This window comes from Nocardia carnea (genome assembly GCF_029869215.1).
GTDB classification, from domain to species: domain Bacteria; phylum Actinomycetota; class Actinomycetes; order Mycobacteriales; family Mycobacteriaceae; genus Nocardia; species Nocardia carnea_B.
In genome coordinates, this window is sequence record NZ_JARWPM010000374.1 from 16804 (window position 1) to 36584 (window position 19781).

At 66.8% G+C, this 19781-nt stretch carries 23 protein-coding genes and 1 pseudogene; 11 read left to right on the top strand and 13 right to left on the bottom strand.

Annotated elements, in window-relative coordinates:
- Window positions 1-194 precede the first annotated feature (194 nt).
- Entirely contained in the window at window positions 195-629 is a 435-nt protein-coding gene (locus QH276_RS26840) for a VOC family protein (protein ID WP_280396680.1), read from the bottom strand.
- A gap of 127 nt (window positions 630-756) precedes the next feature.
- Here QH276_RS26840 and QH276_RS26845 point away from each other — a divergent pair, with 127 nt between their 5' ends.
- Window positions 757-1749, top strand: a complete 993-nt coding sequence (locus tag QH276_RS26845) for a GlxA family transcriptional regulator (RefSeq protein WP_280396681.1) — start codon at window positions 757-759, stop codon at window positions 1747-1749.
- A 128-nt stretch (window positions 1750-1877) separates the two neighbouring features.
- The gene (locus QH276_RS26850; protein ID WP_280396682.1) at window positions 1878-2507 is read left to right on the top strand and encodes a GyrI-like domain-containing protein; all 630 of its coding nucleotides are present in this window, start codon (window positions 1878-1880) and stop codon (window positions 2505-2507) included.
- A gap of 6 nt (window positions 2508-2513) precedes the next feature.
- Here the strand turns inward: QH276_RS26850 and QH276_RS26855 are convergent, their stop codons facing one another.
- On the bottom strand, window positions 2514-3617 hold the full coding sequence (locus tag QH276_RS26855; protein WP_280396683.1) for an alkene reductase: 1104 nt from the start codon (window positions 3615-3617) through the stop codon (window positions 2514-2516).
- 65 nt (window positions 3618-3682) lie between these two features.
- On the opposite strand from QH276_RS26855, the gene QH276_RS26860 reads away from it, so the two are divergent.
- Window positions 3683-4060, top strand: a complete 378-nt coding sequence (locus QH276_RS26860) for a MerR family transcriptional regulator (protein ID WP_280396684.1) — start codon at window positions 3683-3685, stop codon at window positions 4058-4060.
- Window positions 4061-4090: 30 nt separating this feature from the next.
- Here QH276_RS26860 and QH276_RS26865 read toward each other — a convergent pair whose 3' ends face one another.
- Window positions 4091-4438, bottom strand: coding sequence for a hypothetical protein (locus QH276_RS26865; RefSeq protein ID WP_280396685.1), 348 nt, complete (start codon window positions 4436-4438; stop codon window positions 4091-4093).
- Window positions 4439-4644: 206 nt separating this feature from the next.
- On the opposite strand from QH276_RS26865, the gene QH276_RS26870 reads away from it, so the two are divergent.
- Entirely contained in the window at window positions 4645-5754 is a 1110-nt protein-coding gene (locus QH276_RS26870; protein WP_280396686.1) for a 4Fe-4S binding protein, read from the top strand.
- A gap of 234 nt (window positions 5755-5988) precedes the next feature.
- Here QH276_RS26870 and QH276_RS26875 read toward each other — a convergent pair.
- Window positions 5989-6330: pseudogene (locus tag QH276_RS26875) on the bottom strand (winged helix-turn-helix transcriptional regulator); the annotation flags it as partial.
- Between the two features lie 83 nt (window positions 6331-6413).
- Between QH276_RS26875 and QH276_RS26880 the strand changes: the two are divergent.
- Window positions 6414-7361 (top strand): NAD(P)-dependent oxidoreductase, encoded by a 948-nt coding sequence (locus tag QH276_RS26880; RefSeq protein WP_280396687.1) that lies wholly within the window; start codon window positions 6414-6416, stop codon window positions 7359-7361.
- A 97-nt stretch (window positions 7362-7458) separates the two neighbouring features.
- Here QH276_RS26880 and QH276_RS26885 read toward each other — a convergent pair whose 3' ends face one another.
- From QH276_RS26885 to QH276_RS26895, 3 genes are read right to left on the bottom strand one after another with little or no spacing between them, the layout of a single operon-like run.
- The gene (locus tag QH276_RS26885) at window positions 7459-7920 is read right to left on the bottom strand and encodes a nuclear transport factor 2 family protein (protein ID WP_280396688.1); all 462 of its coding nucleotides are present in this window, start codon (window positions 7918-7920) and stop codon (window positions 7459-7461) included.
- 30 nt (window positions 7921-7950) lie between these two features.
- Window positions 7951-8565: a pyridoxamine 5'-phosphate oxidase family protein gene (locus QH276_RS26890; RefSeq protein ID WP_280396689.1), complete on the bottom strand. Its 615-nt coding sequence runs from the start codon at window positions 8563-8565 to the stop codon at window positions 7951-7953.
- A gap of 2 nt (window positions 8566-8567) precedes the next feature.
- On the bottom strand, window positions 8568-8957 hold the full coding sequence (locus QH276_RS26895) for a hypothetical protein (protein WP_280396690.1): 390 nt from the start codon (window positions 8955-8957) through the stop codon (window positions 8568-8570).
- 93 nt (window positions 8958-9050) lie between these two features.
- Here QH276_RS26895 and QH276_RS26900 point away from each other — a divergent pair, with 93 nt between their 5' ends.
- Window positions 9051-9623: a TetR/AcrR family transcriptional regulator gene (locus QH276_RS26900; RefSeq protein ID WP_280396691.1), complete on the top strand. Its 573-nt coding sequence runs from the start codon at window positions 9051-9053 to the stop codon at window positions 9621-9623.
- A 92-nt stretch (window positions 9624-9715) separates the two neighbouring features.
- On the opposite strand, the gene hsaB is transcribed toward QH276_RS26900, so the two are convergent.
- From hsaB to hsaA, 4 genes are all read right to left on the bottom strand, one after another.
- On the bottom strand, window positions 9716-10333 hold the full coding sequence (hsaB, locus tag QH276_RS26905) for a 3-hydroxy-9,10-secoandrosta-1,3,5(10)-triene-9,17-dione monooxygenase reductase subunit (protein ID WP_280396692.1): 618 nt from the start codon (window positions 10331-10333) through the stop codon (window positions 9716-9718).
- Window positions 10334-10432: 99 nt separating this feature from the next.
- A complete protein-coding gene (hsaC, locus tag QH276_RS26910) occupies window positions 10433-11332 on the bottom strand; it encodes an iron-dependent extradiol dioxygenase HsaC (RefSeq protein WP_280399309.1) in 900 nt (299 codons plus the stop codon).
- A 2-nt stretch (window positions 11333-11334) separates the two neighbouring features.
- Window positions 11335-12213: a 4,5:9,10-diseco-3-hydroxy-5,9,17-trioxoandrosta-1(10),2-diene-4-oate hydrolase gene (gene hsaD / locus QH276_RS26915; RefSeq protein WP_280399310.1), complete on the bottom strand. Its 879-nt coding sequence runs from the start codon at window positions 12211-12213 to the stop codon at window positions 11335-11337.
- A complete protein-coding gene (gene hsaA / locus QH276_RS26920) occupies window positions 12213-13376 on the bottom strand; it encodes a 3-hydroxy-9,10-secoandrosta-1,3,5(10)-triene-9,17-dione monooxygenase oxygenase subunit (RefSeq protein ID WP_280399311.1) in 1164 nt (387 codons plus the stop codon). Before hsaA ends, hsaD begins: the two co-directional genes overlap by 1 nt.
- Before the next feature lie 213 nt (window positions 13377-13589).
- On the opposite strand from hsaA, the gene QH276_RS26925 reads away from it, so the two are divergent.
- Genes QH276_RS26925 through QH276_RS26935 form a run of 3 tightly spaced genes read left to right on the top strand, consistent with a single transcriptional unit; the run spans window position 13590 to window position 16612 of the window.
- Window positions 13590-14810: a Rieske 2Fe-2S domain-containing protein gene (locus QH276_RS26925; RefSeq protein ID WP_280399312.1), complete on the top strand. Its 1221-nt coding sequence runs from the start codon at window positions 13590-13592 to the stop codon at window positions 14808-14810.
- 1 nt (window position 14811) lies between these two features.
- Window positions 14812-15141 (top strand): hypothetical protein, encoded by a 330-nt coding sequence (locus QH276_RS26930; RefSeq protein ID WP_280399313.1) that lies wholly within the window; start codon window positions 14812-14814, stop codon window positions 15139-15141.
- A gap of 52 nt (window positions 15142-15193) precedes the next feature.
- The gene (locus QH276_RS26935) at window positions 15194-16612 is read left to right on the top strand and encodes a hypothetical protein (protein ID WP_280399314.1); all 1419 of its coding nucleotides are present in this window, start codon (window positions 15194-15196) and stop codon (window positions 16610-16612) included.
- A 111-nt stretch (window positions 16613-16723) separates the two neighbouring features.
- On the opposite strand, the gene rsgA is transcribed toward QH276_RS26935, so the two are convergent.
- The gene (rsgA, locus tag QH276_RS26940) at window positions 16724-17767 is read right to left on the bottom strand and encodes a ribosome small subunit-dependent GTPase A (protein WP_280399315.1); all 1044 of its coding nucleotides are present in this window, start codon (window positions 17765-17767) and stop codon (window positions 16724-16726) included.
- 252 nt (window positions 17768-18019) lie between these two features.
- On the opposite strand from rsgA, the gene QH276_RS26945 reads away from it, so the two are divergent.
- Together QH276_RS26945 and QH276_RS26950 are read left to right on the top strand one after the other, a co-directional pair.
- Entirely contained in the window at window positions 18020-18295 is a 276-nt protein-coding gene (locus QH276_RS26945; RefSeq protein ID WP_280399316.1) for a type II toxin-antitoxin system Phd/YefM family antitoxin, read from the top strand.
- The gene (locus tag QH276_RS26950) at window positions 18292-18666 is read left to right on the top strand and encodes a type II toxin-antitoxin system VapC family toxin (protein WP_280399317.1); all 375 of its coding nucleotides are present in this window, start codon (window positions 18292-18294) and stop codon (window positions 18664-18666) included. The genes QH276_RS26945 and QH276_RS26950 overlap by 4 nt, the downstream gene beginning before the upstream one ends.
- Window positions 18667-18691: 25 nt before the next feature.
- Here QH276_RS26950 and QH276_RS26955 read toward each other — a convergent pair whose 3' ends face one another.
- Complete coding sequence (locus QH276_RS26955; protein ID WP_280399318.1) at window positions 18692-19765, bottom strand: acyl-CoA dehydrogenase family protein; 1074 nt, start codon at window positions 19763-19765, stop codon at window positions 18692-18694.
- Between the last annotated feature and the right edge of the window lie 16 nt (window positions 19766-19781).

Genomic DNA, 19781 nt, shown 5'->3' on the forward strand with positions numbered 1-19781 from the left:
GCGAGCAGCGGCAGGATGCGGGGCCCGCGTGGATCCCGTGCCGCGGCGAAAGCGGCCGCCGCCACCGTCCACCTCGCCCACAGCTGTGGGAACGGGGCCAGCGTGTGGGTTTGCCGAGAGGTGTGGCCGTCCATAGTGCACCATCCGGGTTGTTCGCGTTCGTTCACCGTCGCGGCCGGGCCGGCGGTCAAGGATCAGATCGGTGCGGTGAGTTCTAGCTGGATGCCGTCGGGATCGTCGAAGGAAAGAATCGCTATCCCGAACTGTTCCATTTCGATGATCTGTCCGTGGGGCACCGCGGCCGCGTCCAGCCGGGCAGCCGCATCGACGAGGTCTTCGCGGGTGCCGACCGTGAAACTGAGGTGGTCGAGACCCACCCGGTCGGGGTCGAACCGGTCGGTTGCCGCGGCGACCGGGCGCAGACCCAGCAGCATGCCGTTCGCCTGGAAAACGACGCCGCCGTAGAGGGCGAACGGGTCGGTGCGGACAGCCGGATCCGCGGAGTCACCGGAGGATTCGGCGGCCACTGGGAATCCGAGCACTTCGGCGTAGAAGCGGCGGGAACGCTCGATATCGGTAACGGTCAAGCGAATGTGATGGGTTCCGGCGGTCGGGACAAGCGGTGGCATATGTGAGGCTCCGGGTCGCGGCGATTTCGTCCGGGGTGTGCCCCCGGCCGAGTGGATGAACTGACAGTAGGGCGGCAATATGCGCGTTTGAAGTGTCGGATACGACATCTTCGGTACTGTTTCCGACATGGACATCGCAGTTTTCGCCATGGACGGTGTCGCCGATTTCGGGCTCGCGGCGGTTCTGGAGACATTCGCCCTCGCCAACCGGCTCCGGGACACGCTCGCGACGCCGCCTCCTCCGTGGCGGGTCTCCACCGTGTCGACAGGCAGCAGTGTCCGATCCGCCGGCGGCTACACCGTGCCGACAGTGGCCCTGGCGGACCGTCCGGACAGCGCGGACGGATCGGCCGGCGGCGGGGTGCTGATAGTGCCTGCCTTGGGCGTCGGTGAACCGCAGGAACTCATCGCCCACGTATCGGGCGCCGGGAGCCGGCCGATACTGGAAGGGATCGAGCGGGCCCACCATTCCGGAATGCAGGTCGCGGGCGCCTGCGCCGGTACGTTCTATCTCGCCGAAGCCGGTGTGCTCGATGGATTGCAGGCGACGACGAGCTGGTGGCTCGGTCCTGCCTTCCGCAAACGGTACCCGGCGGTCGACCTGGACGAGAGCCTGGTCGTGTGCCGAACCGCCACCGCGGTCACGGCCGGTGCCTATCTCGCCCACGTCGACCTGGCATTGGCGTTGATCCGCGCGGTGAGTCCCGCCGTGGCCGAGCAGGCTGCGCGGCGGCTGGTGCTGGGAAGTGCACGTGCCCAGGCAGGCCATATCGTTCCCGAGGTGATGGCCCGGGGTAATTCGCTGATCGCGGACTTCGAACGCTGGGTTCGGCGCAATATCGGCGAACAGTTCCGCATCTCGGCCGCTGCACAGCAACTCGGCGTCACCGAACGAACGCTGCAACGGGCTACCCATGCCGAACTGGGCATGTCGCCCCGTGATTTCGTGCACGATATCCGCATCGAACACGCGGCGCAGCTGCTGCGGACGACGTCGCTTCCGCTGGAGGCTGTGGCCACCCGGGTGGGATACCTCAACGCGGGTACGTTGCGTAACCTGGTCCGCCGCAGGCGGAGCATGAGCATCACCGAACTCCGCGCTATTTCCAGCGCATGGTGACCGGCGTTCCGCGAATTCGGGGTGTTGCGTAGTTGCGGACGGAAACCGGCCTGATCCACCAGTACGTTGGCCTTCGTGAGTGAAACCCGGAAGCGCACGGGTGTCCGTACCGCAGCGGCGGGCGCCTGATGGCAGACAAGACCGACTTCAAGAAAACCCTCGACTCCTATCAGGCGAAACGCGGCCACTTCCGGATTGTCGAGGTTCCGCAGTTGCAGTACCTCATGATCGACGGCCACGGCGACCCCAATACGTCACCGGTCTTCGCCGAGGCGGTCGAGGCGCTGTACCCGGTGGCCTACAAGCTGAAGTTCGCCAGTAAACGCGACCTCGGCCGCGACTACGTCGTGATGCCGCTGGAAGGGCTGTGGTGGGCCGAGGAGATGGACTCCTTCACCGCGGCCCGGGACAAATCACGGTGGGACTGGACGCTGCTGATCATGACCCCGGAATGGATCGACCGGGAGATGTTCACCGCCGCCGTCGAACAGGCCGGTGCGAAGAACCGCCCGGCACGGCTGGCCGAGGTCCGGCTGGAGTCGCTGTCCGAGGGCCGCTGTGTGCAGACCCTGCACCTCGGCTCGTTCGACGACGAAGCCGAGGTGCTCGCCCGTATGCATCACGAATTCATCCCCGGCCACGGGCTGCGCATGACCGGCCGCCATCACGAGATCTACCTCAGCGACTTCCGCCGGGTCGCACCGGAGAAACAGCGGACGATCCTGCGGCAGCCGGTCGGGGACCGAACGGACGGTTGACCGGCTTCATGCCGCCGCAGCCGGGAGGATCGGATAGTCGGTGTAGCCCTCTGGGCCACCTACATACATCAGGTGTCCTTCACGTAGTTCGTTGAGCGAGGCGCCGATTCGCAAACGCCGTACCAGATCGGGGTTGGCGAGGAAGGCGCGGCCGAGGGCGATGAGGTCGGCGCCGGCGGCGAGGTGGCGCTCCGCTTCGGCTGTGATCGCGGCGGGATCACGGGTGGCGCCCGGCTGCGCCGGGTTGGCGAGAAGGACTCCGGGCCAGATATCCCGGAGCCGGTGCAGCAGCGGGTCCGCCGAATCGGTACGGACGATATGCAGGTAGGCGAGTCCGTGGCCGGCCAGCGCGGCGACGAGAGCCGGGTAGAGCGCGGCCGTATCCGTTTCCACTATCCCGTTCACGGGGTTGGCCGGCGAGATACGCACGCCCACCCGTTCGGCGCCGATCGCCGCCGCGACTGCTTCGACGACCTCGACCGTGAAACGGATCCGGTTCCCGATCGGGCCACCGTAGGCGTCCGTGCGGCGATTGGTGTTTCCGGCCAGGAACTGGTGCAGCAGATAGCCGTTCGCGCTGTGCACCTCGACACCGGCGAAACCGGCGGCGATCGCGTTGCGGGCTGCGGTGACGAAGTCCGCTGTAGTCGAACCGATTTCCCCCATCGACAACTCGTGTGGCCGCACCGCATCCTGGCGGCCGGCCGGTGTGTGAATCGGCTCGGGAAGCGCGATCGGCGACGGCGCGACCGGCACCAGACCGCTGTTGGCGGGATGACCGACCCGCCCGCCGTGCTGCAATTGCAGGAACATGGCACCACCGGCCGCCGCCACCGCCTCGGTGACTCGCCGCCAGCCGGTGATGTGTGCGTCACGGTGGATACCGGGAATATTGGCGTAGGTCTGACCCACCTGGTTCGGGGTGGCGGCTTCGGCGATGATCAGCCCGGCGGACGCGCGCTGGGCGTAATAGTTCACCATCAGATCGGACGGGGTGCCGTCGGCTTCGGCGCGGTTGCGGGTGAGCGGCGCCATCACCAGTCGATGCGGGAGGTCGAGGCCGCCGAGCCGAGCCGGGGTGAATAGAAGGCGGGGTGCTGTGGTTGTCATATCCGGACGGTAAGACCTGACATTGATGTGAGGTTCAAGTCCGAGGAGGAAACTGCGAGGTAGGAATGCGAATCGGAGAGCTTGCTCAGCGTACCGGCGTCAGCGAACGATCCCTGCGTTACTACGAGGAACAGGGGTTGTTGACCGCGCAGCGCACCCCGGGCGGCCATCGCGACTATCCGGAGCAGGCGGTCGACCGTGTCATCCATATCCAGGAGCTGTTCGCGGCCGGCCTGTGCAGTAAGAAAATCGTGCAGATTCTGCCCTGCATGCGTGATACCGACGGCGGCGCCAACGAATCCGCCACACCCGCGCTCGTCGCCGAGCTGGAGGTCGAACGCGACCGGATCAACCGGATGATCGCCGATCTCGTGCGCTCCCGTGAGGTGCTCGACGAGGTGATCGAGCGGGCCGGCGCGGACCTCGTCGCCGCACCGGTATGACCGGCAGGCCGGGAACACCGGCCGGCCCGGCTATGCGGCCAGCGGCCGCGGCGCAGATATCCGGCGGATCAGGAGTGCGGCCGTTGCGAGGTAGAGGGCGACGATCGCCAGATTCAGGATGCCCTGCGGGGTCTGGCCCTGATCGAACCGGTCCAGAGCGGCGATCGTGATAACGCCCGCGCCGAACAGGAATCCGGTGATCATGGCGGGCACCGCGATACGCGTCGGCAAGAAGGCGGCGGTGAGCAGTAACAGTGAGAACGTGAAGTCCGGAACCGCGTAGATATTGTCCGCCCGGTAGGCGGGGTCGGCGATGAGCAGGACGATCAGCCAGAGACTGACCGGTACGGCGGCGACGCGGGCGAATACGACCGGCATGTGCGCTCCTCGGCAAGCCGAAACAGGGATGGTTCCAGAATTACCGAACTCCGCCGTGCCCGCAACGCAGCCTTCGGATCCGGAACCATATCCGGCTCAGGACGGGACCGGCCGGAAGGGCGCTCGGCCGCGCGATGAGTTTCGCCGTCTCACGGTGTCCATACCCTATGAGGCCCGTGCTGGTCTCGGACGGATCAGGAGGACCTATGTCGACCATGGACCCAGAACCCTCGACACGGCCGCGGCTGGCCGACCACCCCACTGTCAAGAAAGTCACCGGACAATCACGCACAGCCCCGGAACCCGTGCTGACGGCCGCTGAGTTGCAGCGGATATGCCTGGATGCGGGCGCCGACGATGTGGGATTCGTGGCGGTCGACGATCAGCGGGTGACCGAAGAATTGGAGCATGCCCGGGGAATCCTGCCCACGGCACGCACGTTCGTCTCCTTCTGCGTGCGGATGAATCGCGACAACCTGCGCAGCCCCATGCGCAGCCTTGCCAATACCGAGTTCAACCACGCCGACGACGACACCAACGAAGTCGCGCGCCGCATCACCCGGGCGCTGCAGGACGCCGGCTACCGCGCGGTCTACCCGTCGCCGGGATACCCGATGGAGGTCGAGCAGTTCCCCGGGCGGGTCTGGGTGATCGCGCACAAGGTGATCGCCGAAGCGGCGGGCCTGGGTGTTATGGGAATACACCGCAATGTGATTCACCCGAAGTTCGGGAATTTCATTCTGCTGGGCACCGTGGTCACCGATGCCGTGGTCGACGAACACAGCGCCGCGCTGGACTTCAATCCGTGCCTCGAATGCAAACTGTGCATCTCCGCCTGCCCGGTGGGAGCCATCACCGAGAACGACGGATTCGACTTCCAGGCGTGCTACACGCACAACTACCGGGAATTCATGGGCGGCTTCACCGACTGGGCCGAAACCGTGGCCGACAGCGGCAGCCGCGACGAATACCGCAAGCGCGTGACCACCGGCGAATCGTTCTCGATGTGGCAGAGCCTGTCGTTCAAACCCAACTACAAGGCCGGATACTGTATGGCCGTGTGTCCGGCGGGGGAGGATGTCATCGGCGCCTTCATCGATGATCGGAAAGGCCATCTCAACGAGGTGGTGCGCCCATTGCAGAACAAAGCCGAAACGGTCTATGTCCTGCCCGGATCGGCCGCGGAAGAGCATGTCACGCGGCGGTTTCCGAGCAAAACCCCGAAACCGGTGACGAACGGTTTTCCGGACGAGGTCAACACCCTGCTCGATCAGATCGGCCCCCGCCCGCGTCCCCGGAACGATTCGGACGAGTAGAACCGGGCCGGCCGGAAGCTATCCGGAGCAGCGTGGACGGCCGGCCCGTCCAGCATGCCGCCGGTGCGCCCGGCGGCTACCGGCCGCATCCGGGTAGCGGGAGACGATCGGCAGGACCCGGTTCTCCTACGGTGCCGGGTTCCGTCGGACCGGTCCGGTCACCGCGTGCGCGAGGTCATGGCTCGCGGCCGCGGCCGGTGCCGTGTCCGGTTGCCTCGTTTCGGCCGGTGGATGCACACGTGTCGCGCCGATCCGTTCGATATGCTCGCGCCCCCACGCCCCGAGCGGTTCCAGGGCGGTGTTGAGCGACCGGCCGAGACCGGTGAGGCGGTATTCGACCCGCGGTGGCACTTCCGGATACACCCGGCGCTCGATGAGGCCGTCTTCTTCCAGTTCCCGTAACTGCTGGATCAGCATTTTCTCCGAGACGCCGGGAAGCCCGCGGCGTAGTTCGCCGAACCGGCGCACCCCGTAGTTCTCGAGTTCCCACAGGATCAGGCCTTTCCATTTGCCGCTGATGACATCCATGGCGGCGTCGATCCCACAGAAGTACGGCCCGAATCTCTTCGCACCCATATAGGCCTCCGGCCTGCTCACATACGTTGCGGTTAGTACCCCACCGAATAGTAGGTACTTGTACCGACACCCGGCGTCGGCGAATGTTGGTCCCGGCGCGCCCAGCTCGAGTTCACCGAAATCAACGCTTCAGTAAGGAGTCGGCGGATATGACCGCAAACGAGCAGACAACCGTGGCCGTGCTCGGCCTCGGACCGATGGGCCGGGCCATCGCCGCGACCCTCGTCAAGTCTGGCAATCGCACACTCGTATGGAACCGTACGCCCGGAAAGGACACCGATCTCGTCGCGCTGGGTGCGGAGAGCGCGCCGGAACCGGCGGCTGCCATCGCCCCGGCCGATCTGGTGATCGCCGTACTCAGCGACCACGCCTCGGTGCACGCGGTCTTCGATCCGGTCGCCGGCCGGCTGCCGGGTAAGACCCTGGTCAACCTCACCAGCACCGCGCCGGAGGATTCCCGCGAACTCGGTCGCTGGGCGGCCGGCCACGGTATCGACTACCTCGACGGCGGCATCATGGCGGTTCCGCCGATGATCGGCGGCCCGGGCGCCTCCATCCTCTACAGCGGCTCCGCGGCCGGCTACGAGCGATACCGTGCGGATTTCGAAAAACTCGCCACCGCGGAATACTTCGGCGACGACCCCGGAACCGCGGCGTTGTACGATTTCGCGCTGCTTGCCGGTATGTACGCCATGTTCACCGGCTTCTTCCACGGCGCCGCCATGGTGCGTTCGGCCGGTGTCAGTGCTTCATCGTTCGCTCCCCGGGCCGCCGCCTATGTCACCGCTATGGCCGAGCTGATACCGGCCTACGCGGAGGTCATCGACAGCGGCGACTACACCGACGACGTACAGCCCGCGAAATTCCACAAACCGGCCTTCGACGCGATAGTCCGCGCCAGCCGCGACGCCGGCGTCGCCCTGGATATCGTCGGACCGATCAAGAACCTCATCGACCGCATGATCGCCGACGGCCGGGCCGGAATGGGTCTGGAGCGGATCGTGGAGGAGCTGGCCGGCGCGCATCCGTAGTGCGCGGTCGATGCCCGCTACCGGCGCGGGCCGGACCGGTCGGGCCGTGCGAACCGCGCGGTTGCTTCCCGGTCCGGCCCCGCCGGCGGGCCCCGGCCTACTCGAGCGGAATATCCACGTCGTTTTCGTTTTCGGCGCGTGGACCGCGGATCCTTCGGTCGGTTTCGGCTATCGCGACATCGTTGATGCTCGCTTCCCGGCGCCGCATCAGGCCGTGCTCGTCGAACTCCCACAGTTCGTTGCCGTAGCTGCGCCACCAGCTGCCCGCGGTGTCGTGCCATTCGTACTGGAAGCGGACAGCGATACGGTTCTCGCCGAAGCTCCACAGGCTCTTGCGGAGTGCGTAGTCGAGCTCCCGCTCCCATTTGGCGGTGAGGAACTCGACGATCTCGGCTCGTCCGGTGACGAACTGTTCGCGATTGCGCCACACCGAGTCGGGCGTGTAGGCGAGGGCCACCCGTTGCGGGTCGCGGGTATTCCACGCGGCCTCGGCGGCGCGGACCTTCTGGAGGGCGGTCGCCGCGGTGAACGGAGGACACGGGGGTCGGCTATCGGTCATCAGAACCTCTCTGGTGTGGACAGGGGCCGGTCAGGACGGCGATCGACCGGCTGCGGCCCGGTGAGCGGCGAGCTCCGCCTCGAGCCGGTCGATACGTTCTCGCAGCGGTGCGGTGGCGGCCCGCATCTCGTCCACGGTGAAGCGCGGGGTGATGTATTTGGGGCAGTTCCAGTCGAAGGCCACCACTTCGACGGTCATGATGCCTTCGAGACGGCCCGCAGGGTGGAGTCGTTCGAGCACTTCCGGTGCGGGATCCGGATCGAACCGGGCGTGGCCGAGTATCTTGAGCCGCTTCCTGTTCGGATAGTCCACGGCGATGATCGCGACGCGGTCGTCGTGGTCGAGATGCCCGGCGGTGATGAACTGGCGGTTGCCGGTGCTCTCCGCCCACACCAATTGCGTCGGGCCGGTGACGTTCACGAAGCCGGGCGGGCCGCCGCGGTGTTGCACATACGGCCAGCCGTTGGCGCCGGTGGAGGCGATGTAGAAACTGTCGCGGCGCTGCAGGAATTCGGCTTCCGCCGCGCCCAGGCCGGTGGGCACGGGCGCGGCGGAAAGCGCGTGTTCGTAGCGGTCGAATGAGCCTTTCCGGCGCTGGTGCGCCTGCTCCTCCGCTCCGAAGGTGAGCGCGAAGAAATGCTCCATGGTCAGAACGCCAGGATGGCGTATCCGTTGTCGACGAGCGCCCGCACGCTGGCCACGCCGGAGGTGCCCGGCAGGGGGTTGTCCTTGATCAGGTCGAGGCCGGCCGCGGTGGCGCCGTCCCGGCCGCCGAAGAGATCGCTGCAGCCACACGAGATACCGGCGATTGTGTGCCGTACCGCCTGATAGACCTCGTAGGCGGGATGTTCGGGGGATTCCAGCAGTTCCGGCCAGCGGGTGCCCGCGCCCTGGAATTGCACCCGGACCTCGTCGCCCGCCTGGTCGAAATCGTAGGCGGCGGCAAGGGCGTTGAACATGCGGCCCAGTGCTTCGTCGCCACCGTTGGGGTCGCTCAGCACGAGGACGGCGGTCTTGGTGGCGGTATTCGGGTTCATTGATCTCTCCTTCGGAGCCAAGGGTGAGAACGAGCGTTCTCGCGGCCGTTGCTAGTGTAGGAGAACGAAGGTTCTCAACGCAAGGAGGTCGCTGTGCCGGATCCGACCGAAGCAGCGCAGGTGCTCGCCGCGGCCGATCGCCTGTTCAACGACCGCGGCGTGCAGGCGGTCGGGATGGACAGCATCCGCGACGCCGCGAACGTGCCGTTGAAGCGGCTCTACCGCCTCTTCCCTTCGAAATCCGCGCTGGTGTGCGCGGTCTTGGAGCAGCGCGACCGGGATGTGCGCACGGCGATCGCCGACTATGTCGAGGCGCGGGCCGATACACCGCGGGACCGGATCCTGGCCGTATTCGATTTCCTGCTCGAATGGTTCGCCGAGCCCGCCTTCCGGGGGTGCCTGTTCATCAACACCGTCGGGGAACTGGGCGGGACCTCGGACGACGTGGGCCGGATCGCGCGCCGGCACAAAACGGCGATGCGCGACTATCTGGCCGAACTCGTCGCCGCAGGCTCATTTCCCCCGGGTCTCGCCGACCAGCTCATGATTCTCGCCAACGGTGCCATGGTCACGGCCGTTGTCCAGGACGAGGGCCCGCGTGCGGCGCAGCAGGCGCGTACCGCGGCGGCGACCTTGCTGTCCGCCGCCGAGAGCGCCCGCCGCTAGGGCGGAGACGGTAAACCCCGGCGAGCACGGGCCCGTTCGGGGACTACTTTCGGTCGCGCCGCCCCGGACCTCGCTCCCGGCGGCGCCGCCTACTAGAGCCAGGTGTCGAGCGTCGTGGTGGTGAGGAAATCGTCCAGATCGGCGCGCCAAGGGGCCGGGGTGGTCTTCTCCGGTTCGATGGCGGTGTACTGGCCGCGGTAGAACAGCAGCGGGCGGCCGTTGGTGGTGGCGGCGGTTTCGGTCATGGCATGCACCCGGCCGATGACGATGTAGTGATCGCCGCCGTCCACCACCCGGTCCACCGCGCATTCGATGGTGGCCAGCGAGTTGCCGAGCCGGGGAAGGCCCAGCTCCGAAGTGTGCCAATCGGTTCCGGCGAACTTGTCCGGCTCGCGGGAGCCGAATTTCGCGCAGACCGGCTGCTGTTCCTCGGCGAGGACATTCACGCAGAAGCGGCCGTTCTCCTCGATGGCGGCCCAGGAACGCGAGCCCTTGGTCGGGCAGAAGAGGACGAGCGGCGGGTCGAGGGAGAGCGCGGCGAAGGACTGGCAGGCGAAACCGATCGGCGTGTCCTCACCGGTGAACGTGGTGATCACCGTGATTCCCGTGCAGAACTGGCCGAGGATATTGCGGAACTGCCGGGGGTCGATGGTGGGCTGGTCGGCCGCCGTTTCGGGGGCGCCGTCCGCCGGGTCCGCTGGTGCCGTCACGTTCATACCGTCCTCGCCTCGTACCTGGAGCTGCCGGCGTACGGACCGCCGGATATCAGCCGTGCCCGGTGCGAGTATCGCACCGGGCACGGCCGCGGATCATTTGAATCCCACGGAGAAGTCGTGTCCCCACAGGCTCACCGCGGTGGATTCCCGGGCGATCCAGCTGTGGTCGTCGACTTCCAGCCCCTCGCAACCGAATTCGATATCGAATCCGCCGGGGGTCTTCATATAGAACGACAGCATCTTGTCGTTGATATGCCGGCCGAGGGTGGCCGACATCTTCACCTTCTTGCGCTGGGCGCGATCCAGGCAGAGGCCGACATCGTCGGAGTTCTCCACCTCGACCATGAGATGCACGATGCCGGTCGGGTTGGGGAGCGGCATGAATGCCAGCGCGTGATGGCGGGGATTGCAACCGTAGAACCGCAGCCAGGCCGGATCACCGTCTTCCGGGCGACCGACCAGCTGCGGTGGCAGCCGCATGGAATCGCGCAGCCGGAAGCCCAGCACGTCCTGGTAGAAGGCCTGTGCCGCGGCATCGTCGGTGCAGGTGAGCACCACATGCCCGAGACCCTGTTCCGCGGTGACGAACTTGTGCCCGTAGGGGCTTACGAACCGGCGGCCGAGGTACTGCGCACCGTAGAACGCCTCCAGGGTGTTCTCGGACGGATCCTGGAACCGGATCATGCCCTCGACCCGGCGTTCGGCCAGTTCCTCCTTGGTGCCCTCGGTGTAGGGGATGCCCTCCTTGTCGAGGGTCTCCCGCAACCGCTGCAGCGCCGGGCCGTCGGTGACCTCCCAGCCGGACACCAGCAGCCGGTCCTGCTCGCCCGGCACGATCACCAGCCGCGCGGCGAAATCGTCCATCCGCAGGTAGAGCGCGTCGGGGTTCGCCCCGCTGCCCTCCATCATGCCGAGCACCTTCAACCCGAACTCGCGCCACGCCGCCATATCGGTGGCTTCGATACGCATATAGCCGAGCGCCTTGATACTCATCGTCATTTCTCCTTGACGCCGAGCAGGAAATCGGTGGCCAGCCGGTTGAACTCGGCGAACTTCTCGAGCTGGGCCCAGTGCCCGCACCCACCGAACACGTGCAGTTGCGCGCGCGGGATGTTCTTCAGCGCGACCAGCGCGCCGTCGAGCGGGTTCACCCGGTCTTCCCGGCCCCAGATCAGCAGCACCGGCTGACGCAGTTTGTAGGCGTCCCGCCAGAGCATGCCCTTCTCGAAATCGGCACTAGCGAAGGACTTGCCCATGGCCCGCGTGGCGGCCAGCGCTTCGGGTGTGCTCGCCGAGGCGAAGCGCTCCTCGATCAGCTCCGGCGTCACCAGGGACTGGTCGAACACCATGATTCGCAGGAACGCCTCGAGATTCTCCCGGGTCGGCTCCATATTGAATTTGCCGAGCAGTTTGACGCCCTCGGTGGGGTCGGGTGCGAACAGGTTCGTGCTGAGTCCGCCGGGACCCATCAGGATCAGCTTCCCGGCGCGATCGGGGTAGTCGAGCGCGAACCGTACCGCCGCGCCGCCGCCGAGCGAATTGCCCAGCAGATGAACGCGTTCGGTGATCTCCAGGGTGTCCAGCAGATCCTTCAGCGCGGACGAACTGTGTACGAAGTACTGCGGGTGTTCGGTCGGCTTGTCGGACTGCCCGTAGCCGGGCTGGTCCACCGCGAGCACGTGGAAATCGCGGGCCAGCACCGGGATATTGCGGGAGAAGTTCGACCACGACGACGCACCCGGCCCGCCGCCGTGCAGCAGGACGATGGTGGGACCGTTCCCGATCCCCGCCTCGTGATAGTGCAGTTTCAGATCCGGCCGGACCTGCGCGAACTTCGAGGTGGACTCGTAGGTGAGTTCGGCGGTCGAGGTCATCACACCATCCCGTCCGAGACCGGCAGGCCGAACTCGTGGGTGCCGTACATGACGTAGGCGCGTTCCGGATCGTTGGAGGCGTGCACCCGGCCGGCATGCGCGTCGCGCCAGAACCGCTGCAGCGGCGTGCCGTTCACCAGCGCCGTGGCACCGGAGCTCTCGAACAATTTGTCGATCGAGGCGATGGCCCGCCCGGTCGCGCGGACCTGGTCGCGGCGGGCGCGTACGCGCAGGTCGAAGGGGATTTCCTTACCTTCCAGCAGCAGCGCGTATTCCTCGGCGACATTGCCCGAGAGCTGCCGCCACGCGGCGTCGATATCGCTGGACGCCTCGGCGATCCGCACCTTGGTGAACGGGTCCTCCTTGGCCTTCTCGCCGGCGTAGGCGGCGCGCACGCGCTTGCCCTGATGCTCGACATGCGCCTCGTAGGCGCCGTAGGCCATACCGACGATCGGCGCCGAGATGGTGGTGGGGTGGATGGTGCCCCACGGCATCTTGTAGACCGGATCGGTATTGCGTTCCAGGCCCGGCGATTTCAGGTCGTTCATGGTCTTGTAGCTCAGGAACCGGTGCCTGGGCACGAAAACATCCTTCACCACCAGGGTGTTCGACCCGGTGCCGCGCAGCCCGACCACGTTCCAGACGTCGTCGATCTCGTATTCCGAGCGCGGGATCAGGAAGCTGCCGAAATCGACCGGCTTACCGTTCTTGATCACCGGGCCGCCGACGAAGGTCCAGTCGGCGTGGCCCGAACCCGACGACCAGGCCCACGACCCGCTCACCTGATAGCCACCGTCGACCACGGTACCGGCGCCCATCGGCGCGTAGGAGGAGGAGATCCGCACATCGGTGTCCTCACCCCACACCTCTTCCTGCGCCTCCTGACCGAACAGGGCCAGATGCCAGTTGTGCACGCCGATGATGCCCGCGACCCAGCCGGTGGAACCGCAGGCGCTGGCGATCTTGCGCACGGTGTCGTAGAAGACGACCGGATCCGCCGCGAGACCACCCCACTGCTTGGGCTGCAGCAGCCGGAAGAAGCCGGCCTCCTGCAGGTCCTTGATCGTTTCGTCGGGAATCTGCCGAAGGTCTTCGGCTTCCTGTGCGCGGGCGCGCAGCGTGGGCAATAGCGCTTCGACCCGTTCGGTCACTTCTCGCGTCATCTCCGGCCCTGCTCCTGCCTGGTCGTTTGCTAACCGGTAGTCATCTGCTCGGCGCAGAATTTACTTCTGAGACTAGAACAGGTTCTTGTTCATGTCGAGAACCGGTGTTCGTGTGCCGGGAATATGCGACATGTGCTGGATGTGGCGTGAATCGCTGGCGTTCGGGGCGCCAGTTTTGTAACGTGTTCTAGTACAGCAGGAGGAGGAATCGCGATGGCAGTAACCCCGGCGAGCGGTGGGGCGAAGGCGAAGGTACGGGAACTCGACGTCGGTTCGACTCCCACCCGGTACGCGCGCGGATGGCATTGCCTGGGACTGGCCCAGAACTTCCGCGACGGCAAACCGCATTCGGTACAGGCATTCGGAACCAAACTCGTGATCTGGGCCGACAGCAACGACGAACTGCACGTACTCGACGCGTACTGCCGCCATATGGGCGGCGACCTCAGCATGGGCGAGATCAAGGGCGACGACATCGCCTGCCCGTTCCACGACTGGCGCTGGGGTGCGAACGGTAAGTGCACGTCCATCCCGTACGCCCGGCGGGTGCCGCCGCTGGCCCGGACCCGGCGCTGGACCACCCTGGAACGCAACGGTCAGCTCTTCGTCTGGCACGACCACGAAGGCAACGAACCGCCGCCCGAGGTGACCATCCCGTACATCAAGGGCCCCTATACCGATGCCGACGGCAATCCGAAAGAGGAACTCGACAGCGGCTGGACCGAATGGACCTGGAACTCGTTGCTGATCGAGGGCGCGAACTGCCGCGAGATCATCGACAACGTGGTGGATATGGCCCACTTCTTCTATATCCACTACGCGTTCCCCACCTACTTCAAGAACGTGTTCGAGGGGCATGTCGCCACTCAGTTCCTGGAGACCAAGGGCCGTCCCGATATCGGGATGGGCGCCAAGTATGCCGGTGATCAGCTGCTCAAGTCGGAGGCTTCCTACTTCGGGCCCTCCTACATGATCAACCCCCTGATCAACAGCTACGGCGGCTACGAGATCACAGTCAACCTGATCAACTGCCACTACCCGGTGACGCAGGATTCGTTCATGCTGCAGTGGGGCCTGACCGTCGAGAAGCCGAAGGGCCTCGACGACGAGACCTCGCAGAATCTGGCCAAGACCATGGCCGATTTCTTCGGTGACGGCTTCCTGCAGGACGTCGAGATCTGGAAGCACAAGTCCAAGGTCGAGAACCCGCTGCTCTGTGAGGAAGACGGGCCGGTCTACCAGCTGCGCCGCTGGTACGAGCAGTTCTATGTCGATGTCGCGGACGTCACGGAGAAGATGACCCAGCGTTTCGAGTTCGAGGTCGATACGACCAAGGCGAACGAGGCCTGGGAAGCCGAGGTCGAAGAGAACCTCCGGCGCAAGCGCGAGGAAGAGGCGGCGGCGTCCGCCGACCAAGCGGAGGCAGGAGTCTGACATGCCCAGCTGGGCGAAAGCACCCGACTTTGCCGACCAGCCTGCCCGGCGGGACGCGGTGCGGGCCCAGACGGTCGTGGACCGGGAACGGTACCTGGAGCAAGGCCTGACGCCGCTGCGGTGTCAGGCCTGCCACACCGAGGTACTGGTCCGCAAGAGCAGCTCCCGGCAGACGTCGGTGCAGTGGACCGGCGACCCGGCCGCCCAGTGCCCGGTCTTCGCCGAACTCAGCGCCAAGGGGCACGGGCCGGGGCGGCCGGATACGTGCGACCGGTTGCAGAAGACCATCAAATGGGCAGTCGACGAGGGTGTGCTCGACGTGCCGGAGTAGTGCGGCGCCGAGTTTCGGCCCGAACTGGAACAAGTTCCAATAATATGCCGCCATGCGAATCGCCCGTTCCGCCTACCGGCTCCTGCCGGTGCTCGCCGCCGCGCTCGCGCTGACCTCGATCCCGGCGAGTGGCCAACCCGGCTGGGGGCCATTGGGTCCGGCGAATCCACACCTCGGGCCGCTCGGCACCGCGACCATGCACGGCGACGCCGGATCCTCCGATGTCACCCCGCTCGCCGGGCCGGGTACCGGTTGGGTGATCCCGTCCGGTGATCCGCTGGCGGCCGCCTGCCCCACGATTCTGCAGGGGTCCGACGGGATGGTCGTCGCGCTGTGCACGGCCATCGTCGATCGTGCGCCCACTGTCTATCTCTTCGATCCCGCGCAGGGGCCCATCGGGCCGCCGGCCGCGAGGCTGAGCCTGACCGCGGGCAGCCTGCTCGGCGGCGTCTACGCCTACCTGGACAACGAGAACCGTCTGGTCGTCGTGGACGGTGAGCGGCGACTGTTGCGGATCGCGCACAGCCGCGGTGCCGACGGTAAGTGGGGTCTGGCGATCGCCGAGAACACCGATCTGACCGGCGTGATCCCCGAGGGCGACGCGGTCACCGGGCTGGTTCCCGACTGGTCGGGCAATGTCTGGTTCGCCACGGGTGGGGGACTGGTCGGCAAGGCCGGGCGGGACGGGGTGACCACCCACCAACTCCCGGCGGGGGAACGCGTGGCGAACAGTATTTCGTCGTCGCCGGACGGAGTGGCGGTCGCGACGACCCACGCGCTGTACGAGTTCGCCGCCCGCGGATCCGGTGCGCCGAAGGTGAAGTGGCGCGCCGCCTACGACCGCGGCCCGGCACGGAAACCGGGGCAGCTCAGCTGGGGCACCGGCTCGACGCCCACGTATTTCGGGCCCGGCGACGGCACCGAGTACCTCACCATCGTCGACAACGCCGCCGGCCAGGTGCATCTGCTGGTGTACCGAGCCGGTACCGGCGAACTCGTCTGCAACCAGCCGGTACTCACCGAAGGTGGCGCCGGCAGCGAGAATTCGCCGATCGGTATCGGCCGCTCGGTGTTCGTGGCGAGCACCTACGGCTACCCCTACCCGACGGTGCCCGACGACGCCGGCCCCGCGGAGCCCGCGATCGCGCCGTTCTCCGGCGGGATGACCCGCGTCGATATCGACGACCAGGGCTGCCGCACAGTGTGGGAGAACAGTGTCCGTAGTGCGGCCGTGCCCAAACTGTCTACCGCCGACGGCAATATCTACACCGTCCTCCGGCTCGGCCTCGGCCTCACCACCCCGCTCGACGGCTACGCCTACGGCGTCATCGATCCCGCCACCGGCGACGTCACCGCGAAACATCCGATGTCGGCCACCATCGTCGCCGATACCTTGCAAATGGCCGGACTGACGACCACGAACGGCGAACTCTGGCAGGGGACCATCACCGGCATCATGCGCATCCGCTGAACCCCACCGGCCGGTTCTGATATCCGGTCGGTGTGATACCGGGCGCGGGGGGGGGCGCCCGCGCCCCCGGGGGCGGCGCGCGGCGCCCCCCCCCCCCGAAGCCCTCGGGTGTCAGCGGGTGCCGCGTTCGCGGTACATGCGGCGTTGCTGTTTGGCGATACCGCGCCAGACCTGGTCGCGTTCGGCCTGCAGCCGTTTATCGGTGCGGGCTTGCAGCCAAGCGTTCTCCCGGGCCAGTTTGCGGTAGCTGTGCAAGCGGCGCGGGGTGAGGGCGCCGGAGTCGACCGCCTCCCGGACCGCGCAACCCGGCTCGCTGTCGTGCGCGCAGTCGTCGAATCGGCAATTTCGGGCGAGATCCTCGATATCGCTGAAGGTGCGCCCGATGCCTTCGGTGGCGTCCCACACACCTATACCGCGGAGACCGGGAGTGTCGATAAGCGTTCCGCCGCCGGGGAGCGGACGCAGTTCCCGGTGCACGGTGGTGTGCCGGCCCTTTTTGTCGGCGGCACGCACCTGGTTCGTGGCGAACACCGCCGCGCCCAGTAGCGCGTTGGCCAGCGTGGATTTCCCGGCGCCGGACGGTCCGAGCAAGGCGACGGTGCCGTCGAGCACGGCGGTGAGCACATCGAGACCGTCACCGGTTTCCGCGCTGACGGCCAGCACTGTCGCACCCGGGGCCACCGCGCGGACCTCACCGAGCGGCAGGTCGTCCGCCGCGTCGGCCTTGGTGAGCACGACAACCGGCTGGGCGCCGCCTTCCCAGACCAGGGTCAGCATCCGTTCGATCCGCCCCAGATCCACATCGCCGTCGGCGGCCGTGCAGATCAGCACGGTATCGACGTTGGCGGCGAGGACCTGGCTTTCGGACCGGCCGGACGCCGACGAGCGGGCGATCACCGAACGTCGCGGCAATAGCGCACGGACATGGGAGCGGGCGTCGAGGGCCACCCAGTCGCCGGTGCACAGGCCGCTGATCTCGGAGTCCGAGCGCGGACAGATGGCGCGGGCCGGGCCCGCCGGAGTCACGACATCGCATTCGCCGCGATCCATCCGCACGATCCGGGCGGGGACGAACCCGGGTTCGATATGCGGTAGATAATCCTCGGCCAGTGCTTCGTTCCAGCCGTAGGGGATGAGCAGGTCGTAGTCGACCATTGTGAGGAAATTCCTTCGTCGGGTCGCCGAACCCGACCGGGTTCAGCGAGGGAGGTTCGGGGTGGAGAACGCTGCGGCGCCGACCGGCGCGGCCGGCCGCGGCCCGACAATCCGATCGACCGTCACGCTCTCCACCTCCCTCACGACTCGCTGTTGCGCCCGACTCTGCCACCCGCGCCGTCGACCGCGCAACCGAATGTTCCCGCTAGGTTTCACGCGGCACCGAAACCCGGGCTCGCCAGGTGGGCTAACATGTTAGCTAAGGAGGTGGAGATCGTGGGCAGCGCGGCGGAACAGTTCAATATTCACGAGGCGAAAACGAATCTGTCCCGCATCGTCGAGCGGGTCGAACGCGGTGAAGAGATCGTCATCAGCCGGGCAGGGCACCCGGTGGCCAAGGTGGTTCCCCTGGTGCGGCGGGTGAACCGCACTGCCGGTGGCTCGTTGCGCGGTGTCGACCTCGGGGCCGACTGGGATTCCGACGAGACGAACGCGGCGATTGCGGATGATTTCGGTATACCTCGATGAGCTTGCTGCTCGACACCCACGTGGTTCTGTGGTGGCTCACCGATGACGCGAACCTATCGGATGAACTGAAGGATCAGCTCGCCCACGATCCGGATGTATTCGTCAGTGTGGTCTCGATATGGGAGGTCTCGATCAAGCAGGCCGCCGGAAAACTCGGCGGCCCGCTCGATTTGCCGGAGCGTATTCGTGACAGTGGTCTGGTGACGCTCGAAGTCGGCTCGGACCATGCCGTCGCAGCCGGCCGCCTTCCGCTGATCCACCGCGATCCGTTCGACCGGATGCTGGTGGCTCAGGCGAACGCGGAAGGGTTGACGCTGGCCACCCGTGATCCGTGGTGCCACAAGTACGAGGTGCCGATCCTCGCTGTATGACGGCCGTACCGTCCCGGTAGCCAGGTCAGCTGTGGACCACGGGGCGTTTCGGGGTGCCGAAGAGCTGGGCGTCGCCGTGGGCGCGTTTGAAGTAGAGGTGGGCGTCGTGTTCCCAGGTGATGGCGATACCGCCGTGGAGCTGGATGGTTTCGGCGGCGATCGTGGTGAAGGCCTCGGTGCACTGGTGCCGGGCGACCCAGACGTCTTCGGCGGCCGACGGATTGTCCTCGGCCAGCGCGAGGGCGGCGGTGAGGGCGGTCGATTTCGCGGATTCGGCGAGGACATACATATCGGCCATCCGGTGTTTGAGGGCCTGGAAGCTACCGATGACCCGGCCGAACTGCACCCGTGATTTGGTGTATTCGACCGTCGCCTCGAGGCAGTACTCGGCGGCACCCACCTGTTCGGCCGCCACCGCGGCCCATGCGATCCGGCGGAGTTGTTCGACCACCGGGCCGGGGTCGGCCGCGCCGAGCCGGCGCGCCGGAGTGGCGGCGAAGGTGATTTCGGACAGGGCGCGGGAGGGGTCCATGGCCGCGACTTTCCGGCGCTGAACTCCGGCGGCTGCGGCGTCCACTTCGAAGAGTCCGGCGGCGGTCACCACGATCAAGACGTCGGCGATATTTCCGTCGAGTACATAGTGCGCTGTGCCGTTCAGCGCAGTTCCTGTGCTACCCGCGGGGGCGTCCTCGGCCCGGACGCCGAACTCGTCCCAGCCCCGCGCCGACGCCCAGCAGACCGCGAGGGTGCTGGTGCCCTCGGCGACACCCGGGAGTAGCCGGGCACACGCTTCGCTGTCGCCGGACAGCAGGACCGCCTGCGCGCCGAGGACCGCGGAACCGAGCATCGGGACATCGGCGAGGGTGCGGCCGAGTTCGGTGACCACCAGCAGGGATTCGACCAGGCCCGCACCGAAGCCGCCGTATTCCTCGGGGATCGCCAGCGCGGCCACTCCGACCTGTTCGCACAGCTGTGCCCACAGTTGGGGGTCGTAGCCCAGGTCGGTGTCCATGGCCCGGCGGATACCCGCGCGGGCATCACGTTTGGCCAGCAGCCCCCGGACCGCCGCCACCAGCTCCTGCTGTTCCTCGCTGATCATCTCTTCTCCCGTAGGT